We start from the raw sequence: 20,630 nt of genomic DNA on the forward strand, positions 1-20,630 counted from the left end.
TCCTTCGCAGCGGCGCCGCCGCCGTCAGCGGGCCAGGGAGCGGGCGCCGTCCGGGACGGTGAACCGGGCGGCGCGACGGGCGGGGGCGCCGCGCCGTGAGACGTACTCGAGGGTGTGGAAGTCGGCGGTGAGGGCTTCGGGGGTGAGCCTGCCGAGGGTGTAGCCGCGGCGCTGGTCGACGAAGGCGAAGTGGGGGTTCTCCGCCAGGAGCGCGGCGTTGACGCCCCGGTCGCGGTAGCCGTCGCCGTCGCTGGCGATCGAGGTGGCGACGAGTTCGACGCCGATGCGGGCGGAGGACGGATCGTCGAAGTCGCGGAGCAGGTCGCCGGCGAAGGCCGTGTGGACGTCGCCGGTGAGGACGACGGGGTTGCGGGCGCCCGAGCGCTGGACGGCGTCGAACAGGCGGCCGCGTTCGGCGGTGTAGCCGTCCCAGGAGTCCATGCCGGACCTGACGGCGGGACCGAGCGCGAAGTCCCGCTGGGCGAGGAAGATCTGCTGGGCGAGGACGTCCCAGCGGGCTCCCGAGGCGCGCAGCCCGGACTCCAGCCATCGCAGCTGCCGGGCGCCGAGCACCCGGTTCGACGGGTCCGTCCGCGCGTCGCAGCCCGTCCGCAACCAGTCGTCGCAGGGCTGGTCGGTGCGGTACTGGCGGGTGTCGAGCAGGTGGAAGGACGCGAGGGCGCCCCACGAGAGCCTGCGGAACAGCTGGATCCTCGTCCCGGACGGGCGGGACGCCGCCCGCAGCGGCATGTTCTCGTAGTAGGCGCGCATCGCGGCCCGCTTGCGGGCGGTGAACCCGGGCACCTTCGAGCCGGGATTGCTCCCGACCCAGTTGTCCTCCAGTTCGTGGTCGTCCCAGATGACGGCCCAGGGCGCGGCGGCGTGCGCGGCGCGCAGGTCGGGGTCGCTCTTGTACTGGGCGTGCCGCCGCCGGTAGTCGGTGAGCGTCTGGCACTTGCCCGCGGTGTGCCCGCGCACGACGCCGTTCGAGCCGCCGTAGTCGCCGGGCGCGTACTCGTACAGGTAGTCGCCGAGGTGCAGCACCAGGTCGGGGTCCTGCTCGGCCATCCTCCGGTAGGCGGTGAAGTAGCCGTGCTCGTAGTGCGAGCAGGACGCCGCGGCGAACGTCATCGGCGTCAGCGCGCCGCGCGGCGGCGCGGTGCGGGTGCGGCCCGCGGGGGACAGGTGGCCCTGGGCCCGGAACCGGTAGAAGTACTCCCGTCCCGGTTCGAGCCCGGACGGTTCGACGTGCACCGCGAACCCGCCGGACGGGCGTGCGACGGCCGTCCCCCGCCGGACGATCCGCCGGAAGCGTTCGTCGGCGGCGAGCTGCCAGCGCACCTCGACCGGCCGGGAGCCCATGCCGCCCAGTCCGTCCTCGGCGAGCGGGCGGGGCGCGAGCCTCGTCCACAGCACCACCCCGTCGGGGCCGGGGTCGCCCGAGGCGACGCCGAGCCGGAACGGGTCGGGCCGCCCCGCCGCCGCGGGGGAGCCGCCGGTCAGTCCGAGGGCGGTCAGGCCGCCCGCCGCGAGCACGCCTCTTCGCGTCATCTCCACGGTCCCCAGTGCAGACGACCGGTGCGAACGGCGGGTGAAGCACGGTTGAGCGCCCGGCGGACCCCGGCGGGCGGACGGCCCCCGCCGCGAGGGGACGCGGAAGGGGCCGGGCGTCCGGCTCCGGGTCAGGCGGCCTGGGGCGCCAGGGTGCGGGCGAGGCGGGCGACGGTGTCGGAGACCTGCGCCGCGATCTCGGCGTCGTCGGCCGGGTGGGTGTCGGCGAAGCGGACCACCGAGCCCGGGATGGACAGCGTGATGTCCTCCAGCACGGTGCCGCCCGCGATCTTCACGGCCTTGCGGGCCTCGTCGTGCGCCCAGGTGCCGCCGTACTGGCCGTGGGCGGTGCCGATCACGGCGACCGGCTTGCCGCCGATGGCGCCGGCCCCGAACGGGCGGGACAGCCAGTCGATCGCGTTCTTCAGCACGGCGGGGATCGTGCCGTTGTACTCGGGGGAGAGCAGCAGGAGCGCGTCGGCCTCCGCGGCGGTCCGGCGCAGGCGCGCGGCGGCCTCGGGCAGGAGGTCCGCGGTGTCGAGGTCCTCGTTGTAGAAGGGCAGCTCGCCCAGCCCCTCGTAGACCTCGACCTCGGTGCCCTCGGGGGCGACCTGGGCGGCGAGGTGGGCGAGCTGGCGGTTGTGCGAGCCGGCGCGGAGGCTGCCGACGAGGGCGAGGACGCGGACGGACATGGGGGAACTCCTCGGATATCGGGATAAGCGGGCCGTGGCCCGTTTTCTACGGACACTATAACCGGGCCGCGTTCCGTTTATTCCGCGGGCGGTAGGCTCGACGCATGAGCGCACCCCCTTCGCCCCCGGTGCCCCCGCGTCCCGAGGACGGCGCGGGACGGGCACTGACCGTCCCGCTCGGCGGCACCTCGCGGCTGCGGGCGGACGCGGCGCGCAACCGCAACCGCCTGCTGGAGGAGGCCGCCCGCCTGGTGGCCGAGGGCGGGGTGGCGAGCCTCACGATGGAGGCGGTCGCCGCCGCCGCCCAGGTCGGCAAGGGCACCGTCTCCCGGCGGTTCGGCAACCGCGCCGGCCTGCTGTACGCCCTGCTGGACCACCACGAGAGGTGCCTCCAGACGACGTTCCTGTCCGGCCCGCCCCCGGTGGGCCCCGGCGCCCCGCCCGCCGAGCGCCTGAAGGCCTTCGGCCCCGCCGTCCTGCGCCACGAGTACAGCCGCCAGGACCTGTACGCGGCCATCAACGCCGGCCTGGACCGCGGCTACGCCGCCCCCGTCCACCAGGCGCGCCTGGCCCACGTCGTCCTGCTGCTGCGCCAGGCGCGGATCGGCGGCGACGCCGACCTGCTCGGCCACACCCTGCTGGGCTGCCTGGACACCGCGCTCGTCCGCTACCTGATCACCGAGCGCGGCATGTCCCTGGAGCGCCTGGAGGCGGGCTGGGCGGACCTGGTCGACCGCGTCATCGCGGGCGGCGCGGCCGCGGAGCCGGAGGCCGCTTCTGGAACGAACTAAGCCGGTTGGTATTTTTCCGTCCGTACCACCGGCCGCAGGACCGCGGAGGAAGACCCGTGACCGAGACCTCCGACCCTCCGCTCGCGGCGCCCCGGGCGGCCGTCCCCCTGACCCACCGCCAGATCGTCGAGGTCGTGCTCGGCCTGGTGGCGATGCTCTTCACGGCGATGGTCAGCTCGACCATCGTGAGCACCGCGCTGCCGACCATCATCGGCGCCCTCGGCGGCTCGCAGCGCGCCTACACGTGGGTGTTCACCGCGTCGCTGCTGGCGATGACCGTCACCACGCCGCTGTGGGGCAAGCTGTCCGACCTCTACGACAAGAAGAGGATGCTGCAGCTGGCCGGGGCCGTCTTCCTGCTCGGCTCGCTGTGGGCGGGGCTCGCCCGCGGCGTGCCCGAGCTGCTGGCGGCCCGCGCGCTGCAGGGACTGGGCGTGGGCGGGCTGGTCGCGCTGACCCAGTCGGTCATGGGCGCGATCATCTCGCCGCGCGAACGCGGCCGCTACAACGGCTACCTGGCCTCGGCCATGGCCGTCTCGACCATCTCGGGCCCGCTGATCGGCGGCCTTCTGGTGGACACGGCGGGCTGGCGCTGGTGCTTCTTCGCCATAGTCCCGTTCTCGGTGGCCGGACTCGTGCTGATCCAGCGCTTCCTGAAGCTGGAGCCGCTGCGCCGCGAGACGCGCATCGACGGGTGGGGCGCGCTGTTCATCTCGATCGCGGCGGGCCTCCCGCTGGTGTGGGTGTCGTTCGCGGGCAGGGACTTCCCCTGGGTCTCGGGCGCCTCCGCGCTGTTCCTGGCCGGAACGCTGGCCGCCCTGGTGCTCTCGGTGCTCGTGGAGCGCCGCCACCCCGAGCCCGTGGTCCCGCCGCGCGTCATCTTGGAACGCACCACGGTGCTGGCCGTCGTCGCGAGCGTCTCCGTCGGCATCACGCAGTTCGGCGGATCGGTCTTCCTCAGCCAGTACTTCCAGATCGCCCGCGGCTTCTCGCCGACCGCGGCGGGCCTGCTCATGCTGCCGGCGATCGCGGGCAACCTGGTCGGCTCGACCGTCTCGGGGAGGCTCATCACCCGGACGGGCGTCTGGAAGCGCTACCTGCTGGTCGGAGCGGTGCTGCTGACCGCGGGCCTGGGCCTGATGGGCACCCTGGACCACACGACGCCCGTCTGGCTCGCCGGCGCCTACATGGCGCTCATGGGCCTGGGCACCGGCGCGCTGCTGCAGAACCTCGTGCTCGCGGTGCAGAACACCGTCGACCTCCCCGACGTGGGGACGGCCAGCGCCGTCGTCGCCTTCTTCCGGTCGCTGGGCGGCACCATGGGCATCACGGCGCTCGGCGCGCTCCTGGCCGTCCAGGTCGCCGACCGGGTCCGCGAGGGCCTGGCCGCGGCGGGCCTCGCCGGGCAGGCCGGGCCGGACGGTCTCGACCTGTCCGGCCTGCCCGGGCCCGTCCTGCACGTCGTGCGCGACGCCCACGCCGACGCCATCGGGGTGGTCTTCCTGGCCACCGCGGCGCTGGGCCTGGTGACCCTGCTGGCCGTCTGCCTGATCCCCGAACGGGAGCTGCGCACGACCGTCGCCAGGACCACCGGGAGGGGCTGAACGTGAAGGCCTGAGCGGCGGACGTCAGAGGCGGTAGAGCCTGCGGGCGTTCTCGCCGAGGATCTTGCGGCGCGCGGTGTCGGAGAGGGACTTCATGCTCTCCTTCGCCCGCTCGACCGGGCTGGGGTACAGGCACGTCGGGTGGGGGAAGTCGGTCTCGAAGAGGATGTTGTCCTCGCCGACGGAGTCCACCAGGGAGGCCAGCTTGCCCTGGTTGGTCTCGAACCAGTAGGTGGCGTAGATGTTGCTGCGGAAGTACTCCGAGGGCAGCCTGCCGAGCCTGGCCAGGTCGCTGGGCGCGTTCTCGGTCATCTCGTAGTCCAGGGCCTCCAGGATGAAGGGGACCCAGCCGCAGCCGCTCTCCACCGAGACCACCTTGAGGTCGGGGTGGCGGTTGAAGATGCCGGAGACCAGCAGGTTGGCCACGACGCGCGCGTTGCCGATGAACAGCAGGGTGCCGCCGATGGCCAGCCGGGTGCTCGGCGGGTGCGACGCCCACGGGTACTTGCCGTAGAAGGTCATGCCGGTCACGCTGGCGCCGATGTGGAAGTGCACCGGCAGCTCGGCCTCGGTGCAGGCCTCCCAGAACGGGTCCCATTCCCGGCTGGCCAGGTCGGGGGCGCCCAGGTCCTGGGGGTCGGAGGTCATGTTAACGCCGCGCGCGCCCAGCGCCGCCACCCGCTTGGCCTCGCGGACGCACTCCTGGACGCTCCAGGCCGGCATCAGGGGCAGCGGCAGCAGCCGGTTGTCGGAGTCCCGCTGGATCTGCGCCTGCCGGTCGTTGTAGAGCTCGAAGGTCAGGCGGCGGAGCTTCTCGTCGGTGACCTGGGCCAGGCCCTGCCCGCCGAGGCCGATCGTGCTGGGGAAGATGACCTGGGCGTCGATACCGCAGTCGTCCATCACCTGGAGGCGGGCGTCCGGATCGTAGGCGCCCTCGTGGATCTGGTCGATCGTCCAGGTGTGCAGCGCGATCTCCGACTCCTCCTTGGAGCCGTCCCGCGCCACGACGCCGCCGGCGCTGAACTTCCCGGAGGGCTGCCCGTCGAAGACCCACATCAGCTGGCCGTCGACCTCCCGCACCTGGGGCACCCGGTCGCGGTACTCCGGCGGGGCGAGACTGGTGAACAGGTCGGGACGTTCGCACCAGTGGGAGTCGGCGTCTACTACAAAGTCCGTCTTCGTCATACACATGAAAGTAAGGTTCTCCGCCTGAAAGAAGCAAGTGTTCACTCTCAAATGCCGAGGGCTCCTTGTAGAGTGAGTGATTACTTGTTAGCCTCCAGCCGTGGATAGGGAAGCCCTGGAGCGCGGTCTCGCCCGCCGGTTGCTGGACCACATCGAGCACCGCACGACCGACCTCGCCGACGACGTGATGGAACTGCCGACCGGCGTCTACTCGAGGGAGCGCCACGAGGACGAGATGCGCGTCCTCTTCCAGGACCGGCCCCTGGTCTTCTGCCTGTCCGGCGCGCTTCCCGCGCCGCGCACCTACCGCACGGTCGACCTCATGGGGACGCCGATCCTGCTGACCCGGGACGGGGAGGGCAAGGTCCGCGCGCTGGTGAACGCCTGCCGCCACCGCGGGGTGCGCGTCGCCGACGGCGCGGGGGAGGGCACCAGGTTCACCTGCCCCTTCCACGCCTGGACCTACGGCGCCAAGGGCGACCTGCTGCGCGTGCCCGTCGCGCGCGCGTTCGAGGGCATGTGCAAGGAGGACAAAGGGCTCGTCGAGCTGCCGGTGGCCGAAGGGTACGGGCTGATCGTCGGACGCCTGCGGCCCGGCCCCGTCCCCGACATCGACGTCTTCCTCGGACCCGGCCTCACCGACGAGCTCGCCATGTTCGACTTCGCGGACTGGAGGCTCCACGGCGAGCCACACGTCCACCGGGTCCAGGCGAACTGGAAGGTCACGCTCGACACCTTCCGCGAGAACTACCACTTCGACTTCCTGCACAGCAAGACGCTGGCCACCTACGCCCACGGCGGCGTGCTGACCTTCGACGCCTTCGGGCGCCACCTGCGCAACTGCTCGGCGCTGCGTTCCATCGATGTGCTGAAAGGCGTCCCGGAGGCGGAGTGGGGGGACGTGGCGCAGCACTTCAGCTACCAGTACGCGCTCTTCCCCAACACGAACCTGACCCTGGACAGCCGGCACATCGAGCTGTGGCAGATCCTTCCCGTCGACGAGAGCACCTCAGAGGTGTTGCACACCTCCTACTTCCGGCCCGGCCTCAGTGAGGCGGAGCTGGCCAAGGCCACGGAGATGGCGCCGTGGATCTGCGAGACGGTCGTCGACGGCGAGGACTTCTGGGTCGCCGGGCGCACCGAGCCGGGCGTGCGGACGGGCCTGCTCGACACGGTCGTCTTCGGCCGCAACGAACCGGCGCCCCAGCACCTGCACCGGGGGTTCGAAGCCGCCCTCCGGGAGGCGCGGGAGCGCCGCTGAACGCGCGGCCGGACGCACCGCCCGGCCGCGCGCCCGGCCGGTCAGTCCGTGTCGATCCACACGGACTTGACGTCGAGGTACTCGTCCAGCGCGTGCTGCCCCATCTCGCGGCCCCATCCGCTCATCTTGTAGCCGCCGAAGGGGACGGCCGGGTCCATGAGCAGCATCGAGTTGACCCACACCGTTCCGGCCCGCAGCTCGCGCGCCATCCGGTGCGCCTTGCCCACGTCGCGCGTCCAGACGCCCCCGGCGAGCCCGTAGGAGGTGTCGTTCGACCGGGCGACGGCCTCCTCGGGGGTGTCGAAGGGCAGCACGCACGCGACCGGCCCGAAGATCTCCTCCCGCGCCACGCGCATGGTGTCCTGGACGTCGGCGAAGACGGTGGGCTGCACGAAGTACCCCTTCGCCAGCTCCCCGGTCTCCAGCCTGCGGCCGCCGGAGGCGGTTCGCACGCCTTCCTTCGGCCCCAGATCCAGATAGGCGGTGACGCGGTCGAGCTGCTCGGCCGACACCAGAGGCCCGATCTTCGTCGCGGGATCCAGGCTATCGCCGACCTTGAGCTTCTCGGCGAACCGCGACACTCCTTCGACGAACTCGTCGTAGACGGGCCGCTCCACATAGATGCGGGTGCCCGCGCAGCACACCTGGCCCGAGTTGTAGAACACGCCCATGGCGGCTCCGGGGACGGCGCGCGAGAGGTCGGCGTCGGCGAACACGATGTCGGGAGACTTGCCTCCGAGCTCCAGCGACAGCCGCTTCAGATTGCCCGCGGAGGTGCGGACGATCTCCTGGCCCACCGCGGTGGACCCTGTGAAGGCGACCTTGTCGACGCCGGGGTGCGCCACGAGGGCCGCGCCCACCTCCTCGCCGAAACCGGTCAGGACGTTCACGACGCCGTCGGGCACACCGGCCTCGGCCAACAGCTCGCCGATGCGCACGGCGACGAGGCTCGCCTCCTCGGCGGGCTTGAGCACCATCGTGCAGCCGGTGGCGAGCACCGGGGCGATCTTCCAGACGGCGTTGCTGACGGGGCGGTTCCAGGGGACGATCGCGGCGACGACGCCCATCGGCTCCTTGAGCGTGTAGCTGAAGACCGAGCCCGGCACCGAGTTGGGGATGGTCTCGCCGTGGATCTTCGTGGCCCACCCGGCGTAGTAGCGCAGGATCTCCGCCTCCCAGGCGGGGGTGCGGCCCGAGCGCGGCCGCCCGATGGGCAGGCCCATGTCGAGCGACTCCAGGTGCCGCAGCTCGTCGTAGTGCTCGTCCACCGCGTCGGCGAGCGCCAGCAGGAGCGTCTGGCGCTCGCGCGGCTTCATCCGGCTCCACGGCCCCTCGAACGCCTCCCGGGCCGCGGCGACCGCGCGGTCGGCGTCGCGGGCGTCCGCCCGGGCCAGCTCGGCGATCCGCTCGCCGTTCGACGGGTTGAGGCTGGGGAACGTCGCGCCGGACGCCGCCTCGGTCCACCGGCCGCCGATCAGCAGTCTCCGGGGGCGGCCGTCGAGGAGGGCGGACGTGTCGGGGCGGGGAGGTGCCGGCATGGGTGCTCCTTGCGGACCGGGGACGGGATCCGAGAAATGAAAGAACGCTCACTTACTACATACAGGGGTGCGCACGGGAGCGCCAGAGGTCAAGTCGGCCTCATGGGCGGACTCTAGAAAGTGATTGCTCACCCTGTTATGTTGTGCGCCATGGAGAAGCCCACCCCGACCGCCGGCTCCATGCCCGATGAGTGGTGCATGCGGCATTTCGACCATCTCTCCCCCGACCTGGCCGACACCATGCCCCAGACCATGGCCAGGGTGCGCGAACTGTGCCCCGTCGCCCGCAGCGAGGAGCACGGCGGCTTCTGGGTGGTGAGCCGGTACGAGGACGCGCTCACCGTCGCCCAGGACTGGGAGGCGTTCAGCTCCGCGCACGGACTCGGGATCTCCGGCGCCCCCACGGTCGTGCGCAACCTCCCGGTGCAGGCCGACCCGCCGGAGCAGCGGATCTTCAAGCGCCTCATCAACCCCTTCTTCACCCCCGCGGCCGTGGCGCCGTGGGAGCCGGCCACCCGCGAGCTGGCGGGCCGCCTCATCGACGGGTTCATCGAGTCCGGATCGTGCGAGTTCATGGACGACTTCGCCCGCCCCTTCCCCAGCCTGAGCTTTTTCCGGCTCGCGATCAACGCCCCCGCCGAGGACCTGGAGGAGGTCGCCCGCCTGGCGTCCACCTCCTCCACCCCCGACGACCCGGCGGCGCGCGAGAGCTGGCTGGGCCTGTACGACTGGATCCGCGACTTCACCCGGCGGCGGCGCAAGGAGGCCCCGCGCGGCGACGTCGTCGACGCCGTCGTGCACGCCGAGATCGACGGAAGGCCGATCACCGAGGAGGAGGTCATCGGCACCGTCCAGCTGCTCATCCTCGGCGGCCTGGAGACCACGGCCGGGGCGCTGGGCCTGATGCTCGACCGGTTCTGCCGGCAGCCGGAGATCCCCGCGCTGCTGCGCGCCCGGCCCGAGCTGATCCCGGCCGCCTCCCTGGAGCTGCTGCGGCTCGACCCGTCGTTCGTGGCCGTCGGCCGCACCGCGACGCGCGACACCGACCTCGGCGGCCGCCCGGTCAAGGCGGGCGACAAGGTGCTCATCCACTGGGCCTCGGCCAACCGCGACGCCGGGGAGTTCGAGGACGCCGACACCTTCGTCCTCGACCGCGAGCGCAACCGCCACCTCAGCTTCGGCGCGGGCCCGCACCGCTGCGCCGGATCGAACCTCGCCCGCATGAACATGCGGGTGGCGCTGGAAGAGGTGCTCGAGCGCCTCGACGGCATCAGGCTCCAGGAGGGGGCGGCCGTCAGGTACCACCGCGGCCTGACCCGCTCGCCCGACACCCTGCCCATCGCCTTCACCCCCGGACCCCGCCTGGCGCCGAAGGACTCCTGAGCCCATGGCCGAGCGCACCCTCCTGACCAACGCCCGGGTCCTCACCTGCTCCGCCGGCCCGGACGAGCAGCCGGCCGGCGCCGACGTCCTCATCGAGGGCGACCGCGTCACCCGGGTCGCGCCGCGCATCGAGGCGGACTCCGCCCGGACCGTGGACCTGCGCGGCGCCACCGTCCTGCCCGGCCTCGGCGACGCGCACGTGCACCTCAGCTGGCCGCTGGACTTCGTGTTCGACCACGCCGCCGTCGCGGCCGCCGACCCCGGCCCGCACATGCTCGACGTGGCCGCCGTGACCCGCACCTTCCTAGAGTCGGGCTACACCTGCGTCATCGGCGCCGGAACCACCCAGCCGCTCGACGACCTGCACGCCAAGGACGCCATCGACCGGGGCCTCGTCCCCGGACCGCGCATCGTCCCCAGCGGGCCGATGATCGCCGAGGTCGACGGCCTGGGCGGCGACGGCGAGATGATGGAGGTCGCCGCGACCGCCGAGGACCTCCGCGAGATCGTCGCCCGCCAGTGCGACCTGGGCGTGCGCGCCCTCAAGCTGTTCATCTCCGGCGACGGCGTCGTGCCGGAGTTCCCCTCCGACGACGTCTACATGAACGACGAGATGCTCCTCGCCGCCGTCGAGGAGGCCGACCGGCACGGCGCGTTCCTCACCGTCCACGCCCGCGGCTCGGCGAGCGTGGCGATGGCCGCGCGCACCGGCGTGCGGATCGTCCACCACGCCTGCTTCCTGGACGACGAGGCGATCAAGGCGCTCGAAGCGCGGCGCGACGACATCTGGGTGTGCCCCGGCCTGCACTACCTGTACGCGATGGTCAGCGGCCACGCCGAGCCGTACGGGATGACGCCCGGGCGCATCGAGGCCGCGGGCTACCCGCTGGAGCTCCGGTCCCAGATCGAGGGGATGCGGCGCCTGCGGGAGTCGGGCATCAAGATGCTCTCCGGCGGCGACTTCGGGCACCAGTGGACGCGCCACGGCACCTACGCCGCCGAGCTCCAGCGGTACGTCGAGCTCGCGGGCATGAGCCCGGTCGAGGCGATCCACACCGCCACCCGCAACATGGGGCCCGCCACCGGGCTCGGCATCGGGCAGGTCCGCGAGGGCTTCCTCGCCGACCTCCTCATCGTCGACGGCGACCCGAGCACGGACGTGACGGTCCTGCTCGATCCGGGCCGACGGAGGGCCGTCATGAAGGGCGGGAAGTTCGCGTACGTCAACCCCGAGGTCTACCCGTGACGGGCGGGGTCCTGTCCGGCGTCGACGCGCTGGTGCGCCTCCTGGTCCTGCGGCGCGAGCTGGACGAGCGGGACGGCCTGAAGACGGCGACGCTGGTCTCCGGCTACCCCGGCTCCCCGCTGGGCGCCTTCGACCTCGCCCTCGAACGGCTCGGCGGCGCGCTGGCCGAGAACCGGATCGTGCACCGGCCCGGCCTCAACGAGGAGCTCGCCGCCGCGATCGTCTGGGGCAGCCAGATGGGCGCCGTCGTGGAGTACGACGGACTCGACGGCGTCGCGGGCGCCTGGTACGGCAAAGGCCCGGGCCTGGACCGCAGCGGGGACGCCCTCAAGCACGCCAACGCCATGGGCGCGGGACCGGGCGGCGGGGCCGTGGTGTTCTGCGGCGACGACCCGGCCTCCAAGTCCTCCACGCTGGCCTGCGACAGCCAGTACACCTTCGAGGACATGTGCGTTCCCGTGCTGGTCCCCGGCGACCAGCAGGACGTCCTCGACCTCGGCGTGCACGCCTTCCGGCTCTCCCGGTACGCGGGGACCTGGGCCGGCATGAAGATCGTCACCTCCGTCGCCGACGGCATCGGCACCGTCGACTTCGACCCCGCCCGGCACGCACCGCGCGACCCCGAGGGCGTCGTCATCGACGGGAAGCCGTGGCGGCACCGCCCGCAGTCGACGATCGGCCCGCACGCCGTGCCCGGCCAGGAGGCGCTGGTCTCCGAACACCGGCTGCGCGCCGCCCGCGCCTACGCGCGGCACAACGGGCTCGACCGCGCCACGGGCGCCGCGCCCGGGGCCCGCCTCGGCGTGGTCTGCGCGGGCAAGACCTACTTCGACCTGCTCCAGGCGTTCACCGACCTCGGGACGACTCCCGAGGGGCTCGGTGTGCGCATCCTCAAGCTCGGCATGACCTATCCGCTGGTGGAGGAGACGGTCCTGGAGTTCGCGGCCTCGGTCGAAGAGGTCGCCGTCATCGAGGAGAAGCGGCCGTTCGTCGAGACGCAGCTGCGGAGCATCCTGCACGAGGCGGGGAGCCGCGTGCCCGTACGCGGCAAACGCGACGGCTCCGGAATCTCCCTGGTGTCCTCCGCCGGCGAGCTGAACTCGTCCGAGGTGCGCAAGGTCCTCGTCCGGCTGCTGCCCGACCTCGATCCGCCCGCCGAGGCGCCGCGCCGGACACCGCTCCCCATCGCGACCCGCGCCCCCGGCTACTGCAGCGGGTGCCCGCACAACCGCTCCACCGTCGTCCCCGACGGCGCGCTGGCCGGGGGAGGGGTCGGCTGCCACGGGATCATGTACTTCGAGGCGCGCCACCGCGACCTGCGGCGGCTGCCGCCGACCCCGATGGGCGCCGAGGGCGTGCCCTGGATCGGCCTGGCGCCGTTCGTCGCCGAACCGCACCTCGTCCAGAACCTGGGCGACGGCACCCTCAGCCACTCCGGAACCCTCGCGATCCGGGCGAGCGTCGCGGCCCGCGCCGACATCACCTTCAAGATCCTCTACAACGCGGCCGTGGCCATGACCGGCGGCCAGGACGTCACCGGGCTGATGGACGTCCCGGCGCTGACCCGCGCGCTGGAAGCCGAGGGCGTCGCGGAGACCGTCGTGTGCGCGGAGGAGCCTCGCCGGTATGGACGGCGGGCCCGCTGGGCCCGCGGCGTCGAGGTGCTGGGGCGCGACCGGCTCGCCGAGGTCCAGGAGCGGCTCCGCGGGGTGCCCGGCGTCACGGTCATCGTCTACGACCAGCGCTGCGCGGCCGAGGCCCGCAGACTGCGCAAACGGAACCTGCTGCCCACCCCGCCCCGCCGCGTCCTCATCAACGAAGCGGTGTGCGAGGGGTGCGAGGACTGCGTCGCCAAGAGCAACTGCCTGTCGGTCCTCCCGGCCGAGACGGAGTTCGGCGGCAAACGCCAGATCCACGACCCGTCCTGCAACCGTGATTACACCTGTATAGAAGGCGACTGCCCGTCGTTCGTCACCCTCAAGCCCAAGCGGCGGGGGCGGCGCAAGGCGCGGGCGCGGGCCGAGGCGCGACCGGTGCTGCCCGCAGGCGTGCTGCCGCTGCCCGAAGCGCCTGGCATCGACGGCCGGTACGGCGTCTACTTCACCGGCATCGGCGGCACCGGCGTCATCACCGCCAACCGCGTCATCGCCTCCTCCGCCGAAGCCGCGGGGCTGGCGGTCGGCGGCATGGACCAGACGGGGCTGTCACAGAAGGCCGGAGCGGTCGTCTCCCACCTCCATCTGGCGGCGGACCGGGACGCCCTGGGCTCGGCGGACGTCAGCCCCGGCGGCGCCGACCTGTACCTGTCCGGCGACATCCTCCAGGCCGCCGCGCCCCAGCACCTCGTGAAGGCGCGTCCCGGCCGCACGATCGCCGTCGTCGACTCCGGCCTCACCCCCACCGCCGCCATGCAGCAGGGCGGGGCGGCGCCCCCTGACACCGCCGCCCTCGAAAGGGAGATCGCCGAGCGCGTCGGCAAGGAACGCGTCGTCTTCGTCGACGCCAAGCACATCGCCGAGACGGTCTTCGCCGACCATCTGCTCGCGAACATCGTGCTGCTCGGCGTCGCGTTCCAGCTCGGCGGGATGCCGATTCCCCTGGCGGAGATCGAGCAGGCCATGGGCAGGGGGAGGGCGGCCGCGGCCAACCTGGAGGCATTCACCTGGGGGCGCTGGGCGGCGCACGACCCGGCGGCCGTCGCGGAGGCGCTGGCCTCGGCGGCGACCGGCGGCAGCCTGTACGACCCGTCTCCCCGTGCGCTAGAGGTGGCGGCTCTCCTGGTCGAGGCGCGGAAACTGCCGGGCGAACTGCGCGAGCACCTCGTCCGCAGGGCCGCGCAGGCCCTCGACTACCAGGACGAGAGACGGGCCCGGCGTTTCCTCGGCCTGGTGGAGCGCGCGGCCGAGCACGATGATGCCGGGCACGGCTGGGAGCTCACCCGGGCTGCGGCCGAGTCCTGGTTCAAGCTCCTCACCTACAAGGACGAGTACGAGGTGGCACGGCTGCACCTCAAAGCCGACTACGACCGAATCGCGGGCGACCTGGGCATCGAAGGTCCGTACTCGGTGACCTTCCACCTTCACCCGCCCACCCTTCGCAGGCTCGGCATGAAGCGGAAACTGCCCATGGGACGGCCGTACGAGCTGGCCTTTCACGCGCTCCGACGGATGAAGCGTCTGCGGGGCACCCCGCTCGACCTTTTCGGCGCCGATCCCGACCGCCGCCTCGAACGCGCGCTCGTCCGGGAGTACGAACGGGCGCTCGCCGACGCCCTGGCCGCGGACCTGCCCTACGAGACCCTCGTGGCGCTCGCCTCGTCGGCGTTGGAGATCAAGGGGTACGGGGGCATCAAGGAGGAGGCCGCGGCGGCCTGGCGGCGGCGCGTCGCCGAGCTCGCGGAGCCGCGCGCATGATCAAGGGATTCCGGTTCGTGACGCGGCGGGAGGACGTGACCGCCGAGGCGTTCGCGGCGGAGTGGCCCGGAGCGGTCGCCGCGGCCATGCAGGCGCCGCCCGAGGTGCGGCCGACCCGGCTGGCGGTGTGCACGGTCCTGCCCGAGTCGGATCCAGGGCCGAGGCACGACGGCGTCGAGATCGGCTGGTTCGACGACGGACCCCATCTGCGGCGGTTCCGCGGCTGGGTCGGCACCTCCCGCGGCTGGTCGGTGCTCAAGGGCCTCGACCGGGTCGTCGACTTCGACGCGAGCCCGGTGGTCGTGGCGAAGGAGACGGCACTGCGCGGCGCGGACTGGCTCGGACACCGGTGGCGGGACGGGGGAGCGAGGTTCAAGCACATGGCCGTCGCGGTCCGGGCCGAGGGCCTGACCCCCGCTGAGTTCGCCGAACGGTGGCGCGCCCACGCCGGACAGGTCCGCAAACCGGGGAGCGAGGCGGCCACGGCCATCCCCGACACCGTCCGGGGTCTGGCCTACGTGCAGAACCACCCGGTCCCGCGCTCGGGCGGCGAGTGGGCCTACGACGCGGTGAACGAGGTCTACTGCGACGACGCCGAGAGCCTGCGGGCCCGTATCGCCTGGTTCCGCGACGAAGCGGACGGCGGCGCCGACGGTGCCCTCTTCGGCCGGTCGTGGTTCCTCGCGGTGAAGGAAGAGATCGTCCCGGCCCCCTGAGCCGGAACCGACCACAAGGAGGAACCATGCCGAAGGGCATCATGGTCGTGCAGTCCAGCCCGTCCGACCCGTCGGGAGAGGACGAGTACGACCAGTGGTACACCGAGGTGCACATCCCCGAGGTCCTCGCGGTGCCGGGCTTCGTCTCCGCCCGCCGCTACAGGGTGCTCGGCGACGCGGAACCAGGCCGGCACTCCCACTTGGCGGTCTACGAACTGGAAGCCGACGACCTCACCGCCCCCGTCAAGGAACTCCGCGCCCGCTCCTCCTCCAGCGCCGCCCGCCCCCCGCTGGGCCCGCCCCCGGTGGTGACCATCTACGAACTCCTCGACTGAACGGCGCTAGATTCGGCCGGATGAGCGAAGACCTACTGGCCGCCTACGACGAGCACCTACGCGGAACGTGGCTCCCTTCCCCGACCGTCCGGACCGAACGAACCGGCCCGATACTGCGGACCGTAGGAGAGCACCGCGGGTTCGTCATCGGACCACGTGACCTCTCCGGCCATGACATCGACGCCCTCATCACCGCACAGACCGCTTTCTTCGGCGCCCGCCGCGAGGCCGTGGAGTGGAAGACCCACGGGCACGACCTGCCCCGCGACCTGCCCGACCGGCTGCGCGCCGCGGGCTTCAAGGCCGAACCCGTCGAAACGGTGCTGATCGGGCGCATCACCGACCTCCCGACCACGCTCCCCGACCCGGACGGAGTGGTGGTCCGCAGGGTCGGCGGCGAAGCGATCCCGGCGATCGTGGAACTGGAGTCGCGGGTCTGGGGATACGACTGCTCCTTCATCGGCGACCAGCTGACCGGAAACCTGGCCGCGGCCCCCGACCGCCTGGCGATCTTCACAGCGGAGAACGACGGCCTGGTCATCGCGGCGGCATGGATGACATGGCACGAGGACGGACTCTTCGCGTCCCTGTGGGGCGGCTCGACACTGGAGCAATGGCGAGGCCGCGGCGTCTACCGGGCACTCGTAGCCGCCCGTGCAAGCCTGGCCGCCGAACACGACCACCGATACCTGCGAGTCGACGCCTCCGCTGACAGCCGCCCCATCCTGGAACACCTCGGCTTCGTCGCCATCACCACCACGACCCCCTACGTCTGGTCACCGCCCTGACCGCGGAGCTGCGGGGGGAGGCCGATGCTGCGGGGTTCGAGGAAGCTGCGGAGGCCTTCGGGGCCTAGTTCGCGGCCCAGGCCGGACTCCTTGAAGCCGCCGAAGGGGACGTGGGGGAACGGGGGGTAGTGGCCGTTGACGGCGATGCTTCCGGTGCGGAGGCGGCGGGCGATGCGTAGGGCGCGGGCGGGGTCGGCGGACCAGACGCCGCCTGCGAGGCCGTAGGGGGAGTCGTTGGCGATGCGGACGGCGGCGTCCTCGTCGTCGTAGGGGATGAGGCAGAGGACGGGGCCGAAGATCTCCTCGCGGGCCACGCGCATGGAGTTGTCGACGTCGGCCAGGACGGTGGGCTCGACGTACCAGCCTCGGGAGAGGTGTGCGGGGCGGCGGCCGCCCGCGGCGATCCGGGCTCCGGCCTCGCGGGCCAGGGTGATGTAGCCCTCGACGCGGGTGCGTTGGCGTTCGGCGACCAAGGGGCCGACGACGGTCGCCGGGTCGTGGGGGTCGCCCACCGGGATGGCCTGCGCCGCGGCGGCCGCGGCCTCGACGGCCTCGGCGTAGCGGGAGCGGGGCAGCAGGACCCGGGTGTGGGCGCCGCAGACCTGGCCTGACAGGTGCATGGCGCCGCCGACCAGGGCCGGGATGACCGCGGCGAGATCGGCGTCGTCGAGGACGACGGACGCGGACTTGCCGCCGAGCTCCAGGGAGACGCGTTTGACCTGCTCGCCGCACAGGCTCATGATGCGCTTGCCCGCCGCCGTCGAGCCGGTGAAGGCGACTTTGTCGATGCCGGGGTGGCGCACCAGGTGCTCGCCCGCCTCGCGTCCGCCGGGGAGCAGGTTGACCACGCCGTCCGGGACGCCCGCTTCGGCCAGGGCCTCGGCCAGGACGTATCCGCTGAGCGGTGCCTCCGGCGGCGGCTTGATGACCACGGCGCATCCGGCGGCCAGCGCGGGTGCCGTCTTCCAGGCGGCGAGTGTGACGGGCGCGTTCCACGGGACGATCACCGCGGCGACGCCGACGGGCTCGCCGGTGACCAGGCCCGCGCGGTCGCCGGTGACGACCTCGCGTTCGAACGCGTAGGTGCGGACGAGGCCGGCGTAGTAGTCGAAGAGGGCGGCGACCATCCCGGTCTGGGCGCGGGGCGCCTGGCTGATGGCGCAGCCCATCTCGTCGACGGTGATGCCGGCGATGTCGGCTTCGCGCTTGCGCAGGACGACGGCGGCGCGTTCGAGGACGTCGGCGCGCTCGTCCGGCGCCATGCGGGGCCAGGGGCCGTCGTCGAACGCCGTGCGCGCCGCGTCCACCGCGCGGTCGATGTCGGCCGCGACGGCGACGGGCACCTCGCCGACGACCTCCTCGGTGGAGGGGGAGACGACGCCGAGGCGGTCGCCGCTCGCGGGGGCGGCCCAGGAGCCCCCGATGAAGAACTCCCGCCGGTACATGAGCCGGTCGTCCACGTGCCCTCCCGCGATCAGGATTCCGAGTCTGGCTTGGTGAGTGAACGCCCGCTATTGTAGGCCAAAAGTAGGTGAGTACTCACTTGTTAGTAGGGGTGTCGATGGATCTGCTGCTGCGCGGGGCCTCGCTGATCGACGGGACGGGGGCTCCGGCCCGGCCCGCCGACGTCGCCGTCGAAGGTGACCGCATCCTCGCGGTGCGCGACCCCGGCGAGCTCGAACCGGGACCGGGCACCGAGGTCGTCGAGCTCGACGGGCTCGTGCTGGCGCCCGGCTTCATCGACGTCCACACCCACTACGACGCGCAGATTCTCTGGGACGCCGACCTCACCCCCTCCAGCTGGCACGGCGTGACCAGTGTCGTGATGGGCAACTGCGGCTTCGGAGTCGCCCCCACGCTCCCCGGGCACCGCGAGATCATCGTCCGCACGCTGGAGAACGTCGAAGGCATGTCGATGGAGGCGCTCGAAGCCGGCATCGACTGGTGCTTCGAGACCTTCCCCGAGTACCTGGCCGCCATCGACGCGCGCCGCAAGCGCCTCAACGTCGGCGCCTTCCTCGGCCACACACCGCTGCGCCTCTTCGTGACCGGAGGAGAAGAGCGCCCCGCCACGGCGGAGGAGGTCGCGACGATGAAGGGCCTCGTGCGCGAAGCCCTGGAGGCCGGGGCCATCGGCTTCTCCACCTCGCGCCAGCCCGCCCACCAGGGCGCCTTCGGCCGTCCGGTGCCCAGCCGGTTCGCCGAGACCGACGAGGTCGAGGCGATGGCCGCGGTCATGGGCGAACTCGGCAAGGGCGTCCTGCAGGTGTCGATCGGCCCCGGGATGTTCATCGACCAGTTCTCCGAGATCGCCACCCGCCACGGCATCCCCGTCACCTGGACCGCCCTGATGGCGCGCGCCGACAAGCCCGGCGCCGCCCTGCGCGCCGTGGAACGCGGCGGTGCCCTCCCCGGCGAGGTCTACCCGCAGATCGCCTGCCGCCCCATCGTCATGCAGATCGGCATGGCCGACCCCGTCCCGCTCGCCGAGATCGACGAGTGGAAGGAGGTGCTGGCCCTGCCCCGCGCCGAACGGGCAGGCCTCTACCGGGATGACGCGTGGCGGGAACGCGCCCGCGAGGTGACGCTCAAGGCATGGAGCCACCGCTGGCCGAAGACGAGCGTCGAGGAGACCGACGCGCACCAGGACGCCGTCGGCATCCCCCTGGACCGGCTGGCCGCCGACCGCGGCACCACGCCCTTCGACCTCATGCTCGACCTGGCGCTGTCCGACGGCATGGCCACCCGCTTCCGGATCGTCCTGGACAACGACGGCGACGACGAGGTCGGGCGGCTCCTGGCCGACAAGCGCACCCTCCTGGGCCTGTCCGACGCCGGAGCACACGCCACCCAGCTGTGCGACGCCTGCTACTCCACCCACCTGCTCGGCCACTGGGTCCGCGAACGCAAGGCCCTCTCCCTGGAGGACGCCGTCTGGCGCCTGACCGGCCACCCCCACCAGGCGTTCCGCATCCCCGAACGCGGCCTGGTCCGCGAAGGCTTCCACGCCGACCTCGTCGCGTTCGACCCCGACACCGTCGGCACCACCCCCGTGGAGCGGGTCCACGACCAGCCGGGCGGCACCGACCGCCTCGTCGTCCGCAGCACCGGCGTCACCCACATGTGGGTCAACGGCACCGCCACCCGCACCAACGGCGAGGAGATCCCCGACGCGACCCCCGGCCGCCTCATCCGCGGCTGACCCGGGCCCGGGGTCTTCGGGCATCGAGCCGGAGGTCCTCAGCGGAGATGCCGTGTTCCGCCGTCGCGCGGACGGTGCCGGGGCGCGGTCCCGGCACCGTCCGCGCATAGGGGCGTCCGCCCGGTCTCGGGTCAGACGAAGACCGCGCGGATGTCGCCGCCGAAGTAGCCGCTGCCCGCGTGCGCCCACGAGATCGCGGGCGCGTTCACGATGGGCCCGCCGATGGTGGTGCAGCGCCCCGGCCCGCATGCCGTGCCGAGGACGTAGTAGCGGCCCCTGTCGCAGCCGACGCCGATGCGCTTGCCGTCCGGGCTCCGGTACGTCGAGCAGGTGATCTTCCTGCCGGCCTGCCCGTCGATCTGGACGGCCGAGGCGGCGTGCGCTGCTCCGGCGGGAAGAGCGGCGAGCCCCGCGGCGGAGGCCGCCGCGGTCGCGAGCACCGCCATGGTGAGTCGTGCGTTCGTCTTCACGGGGGTTTCCCTTCGTTCGTGTTCGGCGGCGCGGGACGTCAGACGTACTGGGGCTCGGGACGGGACCAGGTCACCCTCGTGCCCGGCGGGCAGGACACGAGCGAGAAGTAGTTGGAGGTGTAACGCTCGTAGTTGCCGTGCCTGTAGGAGCCGTCGCTGCACCTGACCTGGGTCTGGTAGATCCGCGCGTCGCGCGGTCCCGCCCAGCAGTGGTAGCTCGCGGTGCGGTCGTAGCTGTGGTCGTTGCAGGTCTGCCCCTTGTACTCGAAGGCGCGGGCGGCCTGCCGCGCGTTCGCGGAAGCGGGGGACAGGGATATGAGCGCGGCCACCGCGGCGGCCGTCGCAGTGATCTTGCCGAGGGTGAAGCGGAGCATTCCGGCCCTCCGTGTTCCTCACTTTGAGTCGTACTTCATGAACTCAAGGTAATCGTGGCTGGTGGACGCATGGATCCGGGA

Annotated in this window: 17 protein-coding genes; 10 read left to right on the plus strand and 7 right to left on the minus strand. The window is 72.5% G+C overall.

The genetic code is table 11. From position 1 onward, the window contains the following. Nucleotides 1-24: 24 nt before the first annotated feature. Both ABD140_RS13615 and ABD140_RS13620 read right to left on the minus strand, forming a co-directional pair. Nucleotides 25-1,551 (minus strand): alkaline phosphatase D family protein, encoded by a 1,527-nt coding sequence (locus tag ABD140_RS13615; protein ID WP_344240561.1) that lies wholly within the window; start codon nucleotides 1,549-1,551, stop codon nucleotides 25-27. Nucleotides 1,552-1,682: 131 nt separating this feature from the next. After that, nucleotides 1,683-2,243: an NAD(P)H-dependent oxidoreductase gene (locus ABD140_RS13620; RefSeq protein ID WP_344240562.1), complete on the minus strand. Its 561-nt coding sequence runs from the start codon at nucleotides 2,241-2,243 to the stop codon at nucleotides 1,683-1,685. Between the two features lie 104 nt (nucleotides 2,244-2,347). Between ABD140_RS13620 and ABD140_RS13625 the strand changes: the two genes are divergently transcribed. Both ABD140_RS13625 and ABD140_RS13630 read left to right on the plus strand, forming a co-directional pair. Then, complete coding sequence (locus ABD140_RS13625) at nucleotides 2,348-3,034, plus strand: TetR/AcrR family transcriptional regulator (RefSeq protein WP_344240564.1); 687 nt, start codon at nucleotides 2,348-2,350, stop codon at nucleotides 3,032-3,034. 56 nt (nucleotides 3,035-3,090) lie between these two features. Continuing rightward, nucleotides 3,091-4,638 (plus strand): MDR family MFS transporter, encoded by a 1,548-nt coding sequence (locus ABD140_RS13630; RefSeq protein WP_344240566.1) that lies wholly within the window; start codon nucleotides 3,091-3,093, stop codon nucleotides 4,636-4,638. 24 nt (nucleotides 4,639-4,662) lie between these two features. Here the strand turns inward: ABD140_RS13630 and ABD140_RS13635 are convergent, their stop codons facing one another. Then, nucleotides 4,663-5,823, minus strand: coding sequence for an amidohydrolase family protein (locus ABD140_RS13635; RefSeq protein WP_344240568.1), 1,161 nt, complete (start codon nucleotides 5,821-5,823; stop codon nucleotides 4,663-4,665). 100 nt (nucleotides 5,824-5,923) lie between these two features. Between ABD140_RS13635 and ABD140_RS13640 the strand changes: the two genes are divergently transcribed. After that, nucleotides 5,924-7,084 carry an aromatic ring-hydroxylating oxygenase subunit alpha gene (locus tag ABD140_RS13640; RefSeq protein WP_344240570.1) on the plus strand — a complete coding sequence of 387 codons (1,161 nt, stop codon included), beginning with the start codon at nucleotides 5,924-5,926 and terminating at the stop codon, nucleotides 7,082-7,084. Between the two features lie 41 nt (nucleotides 7,085-7,125). Here ABD140_RS13640 and ABD140_RS13645 read toward each other — a convergent pair whose 3' ends face one another. Then, nucleotides 7,126-8,622 carry an aldehyde dehydrogenase family protein gene (locus ABD140_RS13645; protein ID WP_344240572.1) on the minus strand — a complete coding sequence of 499 codons (1,497 nt, stop codon included), beginning with the start codon at nucleotides 8,620-8,622 and terminating at the stop codon, nucleotides 7,126-7,128. Between the two features lie 150 nt (nucleotides 8,623-8,772). Here ABD140_RS13645 and ABD140_RS13650 point away from each other — a divergent pair, with 150 nt between their 5' ends. From ABD140_RS13650 to ABD140_RS13675, 6 genes are read left to right on the plus strand one after another with little or no spacing between them, the layout of a single operon-like run. Beyond that, complete coding sequence (locus ABD140_RS13650; protein ID WP_344240574.1) at nucleotides 8,773-10,005, plus strand: cytochrome P450; 1,233 nt, start codon at nucleotides 8,773-8,775, stop codon at nucleotides 10,003-10,005. A gap of 4 nt (nucleotides 10,006-10,009) precedes the next feature. Beyond that, nucleotides 10,010-11,251 (plus strand): amidohydrolase family protein, encoded by a 1,242-nt coding sequence (locus ABD140_RS13655; RefSeq protein WP_344240576.1) that lies wholly within the window; start codon nucleotides 10,010-10,012, stop codon nucleotides 11,249-11,251. Beyond that, complete coding sequence (locus tag ABD140_RS13660; protein WP_344240578.1) at nucleotides 11,248-14,664, plus strand: indolepyruvate ferredoxin oxidoreductase family protein; 3,417 nt, start codon at nucleotides 11,248-11,250, stop codon at nucleotides 14,662-14,664. Before ABD140_RS13655 ends, ABD140_RS13660 begins: the two co-directional genes overlap by 4 nt. Beyond that, nucleotides 14,661-15,380, plus strand: a complete 720-nt coding sequence (locus ABD140_RS13665) for an EthD domain-containing protein (protein ID WP_344240580.1) — start codon at nucleotides 14,661-14,663, stop codon at nucleotides 15,378-15,380. The genes ABD140_RS13660 and ABD140_RS13665 overlap by 4 nt, the downstream gene beginning before the upstream one ends. A 26-nt stretch (nucleotides 15,381-15,406) precedes the next feature. Further along, entirely contained in the window at nucleotides 15,407-15,715 is a 309-nt protein-coding gene (locus ABD140_RS13670; protein ID WP_344240582.1) for a DUF4286 family protein, read from the plus strand. Between the two features lie 20 nt (nucleotides 15,716-15,735). Further along, a complete protein-coding gene (locus ABD140_RS13675; protein ID WP_344240584.1) occupies nucleotides 15,736-16,503 on the plus strand; it encodes a GNAT family N-acetyltransferase in 768 nt (255 codons plus the stop codon). Here the strand turns inward: ABD140_RS13675 and ABD140_RS13680 are convergent. Beyond that, nucleotides 16,482-17,963 (minus strand): aldehyde dehydrogenase, encoded by a 1,482-nt coding sequence (locus tag ABD140_RS13680; RefSeq protein WP_344240585.1) that lies wholly within the window; start codon nucleotides 17,961-17,963, stop codon nucleotides 16,482-16,484. The two genes, ABD140_RS13675 and ABD140_RS13680, sit on opposite strands and share 22 nt — an antisense overlap. Nucleotides 17,964-18,064: 101 nt before the next feature. Here ABD140_RS13680 and ABD140_RS13685 point away from each other — a divergent pair, with 101 nt between their 5' ends. Continuing rightward, nucleotides 18,065-19,705, plus strand: coding sequence for an N-acyl-D-amino-acid deacylase family protein (locus ABD140_RS13685; protein ID WP_344240587.1), 1,641 nt, complete (start codon nucleotides 18,065-18,067; stop codon nucleotides 19,703-19,705). A gap of 131 nt (nucleotides 19,706-19,836) precedes the next feature. Here the strand turns inward: ABD140_RS13685 and ABD140_RS13690 are convergent, their stop codons facing one another. After that, complete coding sequence (locus ABD140_RS13690; protein ID WP_344240589.1) at nucleotides 19,837-20,175, minus strand: hypothetical protein; 339 nt, start codon at nucleotides 20,173-20,175, stop codon at nucleotides 19,837-19,839. Nucleotides 20,176-20,213: 38 nt separating this feature from the next. Then, nucleotides 20,214-20,549 (minus strand): hypothetical protein, encoded by a 336-nt coding sequence (locus tag ABD140_RS13695; protein ID WP_344240591.1) that lies wholly within the window; start codon nucleotides 20,547-20,549, stop codon nucleotides 20,214-20,216. Between the last annotated feature and the right edge of the window lie 81 nt (nucleotides 20,550-20,630).

Origin of the sequence: Actinocorallia libanotica (assembly GCF_039525175.1) — a bacterium.
GTDB lineage: Bacteria > Actinomycetota > Actinomycetes > Streptosporangiales > Streptosporangiaceae > Actinocorallia > Actinocorallia libanotica.

Bases quoted from the DNA above. Each gene is read 5' to 3' on its own strand.
- ABD140_RS13615 (WP_344240561.1), bottom strand. From the start codon at position 1,551: ATGACGCGAAGAGGCGTGCTCGCGGCGGGCGGCCTGACCGCCCTCGGA.
- ABD140_RS13620 (WP_344240562.1), bottom strand. From the start codon at position 2,243: ATGTCCGTCCGCGTCCTCGCCCTCGTCGGCAGCCTCCGCGCCGGCTCG.
- ABD140_RS13625 (WP_344240564.1), top strand. From the start codon at position 2,348: ATGAGCGCACCCCCTTCGCCCCCGGTGCCCCCGCGTCCCGAGGACGGC.
- ABD140_RS13635 (WP_344240568.1), bottom strand. From the start codon at position 5,823: ATGACGAAGACGGACTTTGTAGTAGACGCCGACTCCCACTGGTGCGAA.
- ABD140_RS13645 (WP_344240572.1), bottom strand. From the start codon at position 8,622: ATGCCGGCACCTCCCCGCCCCGACACGTCCGCCCTCCTCGACGGCCGC.
- ABD140_RS13650 (WP_344240574.1), top strand. From the start codon at position 8,773: ATGGAGAAGCCCACCCCGACCGCCGGCTCCATGCCCGATGAGTGGTGC.
- ABD140_RS13655 (WP_344240576.1), top strand. From the start codon at position 10,010: ATGGCCGAGCGCACCCTCCTGACCAACGCCCGGGTCCTCACCTGCTCC.
- ABD140_RS13665 (WP_344240580.1), top strand. From the start codon at position 14,661: ATGATCAAGGGATTCCGGTTCGTGACGCGGCGGGAGGACGTGACCGCC.
- ABD140_RS13670 (WP_344240582.1), top strand. From the start codon at position 15,407: ATGCCGAAGGGCATCATGGTCGTGCAGTCCAGCCCGTCCGACCCGTCG.
- ABD140_RS13675 (WP_344240584.1), top strand. From the start codon at position 15,736: ATGAGCGAAGACCTACTGGCCGCCTACGACGAGCACCTACGCGGAACG.
- ABD140_RS13685 (WP_344240587.1), top strand. From the start codon at position 18,065: ATGGATCTGCTGCTGCGCGGGGCCTCGCTGATCGACGGGACGGGGGCT.
- ABD140_RS13695 (WP_344240591.1), bottom strand. From the start codon at position 20,549: ATGCTCCGCTTCACCCTCGGCAAGATCACTGCGACGGCCGCCGCGGTG.